This window comes from Microtetraspora sp. NBRC 16547 (genome assembly GCF_030268965.1).
In the GTDB taxonomy this organism is placed as follows: Bacteria; Actinomycetota; Actinomycetes; order Streptosporangiales; family Streptosporangiaceae; genus Microtetraspora.
Window position 1 is genome coordinate 1 of record NZ_BSSE01000148.1, and the last position, 249, is coordinate 249.

Annotated in this window: 1 protein-coding gene; it reads right to left on the reverse strand. The window is 63.5% G+C overall.

The window, feature by feature from the left end:
- Positions 1–249, reverse strand: a 249-nt coding sequence (locus QSK17_RS35995; RefSeq protein WP_285711181.1) for a transposase family protein, incomplete at both ends; no start/stop codon positions are given.

The window sequence follows — 249 nt, forward strand, 5'->3', positions numbered from 1 at the left end:
GTAGCGCTCGTTGTAGGGCGTTGCGGGCGCGGTTGTCGACGCTGAGCATGTTGCCATCAGCAGGTTGCTTGAACGGAACGACGATGCCGTGACCTGCACCTTGATAGCCGGGGTCGGCCAGGACGGGCATGGCCTTGGCGTACGGGTAGACGGCAGGAAGCACGTGACGGCGAGCAGCTTCGATATCGACGACACCGCCAGGCTCTACGTCGCTGGTCCAGACGGGAAAGCCGTCGGGTTCACACAAGG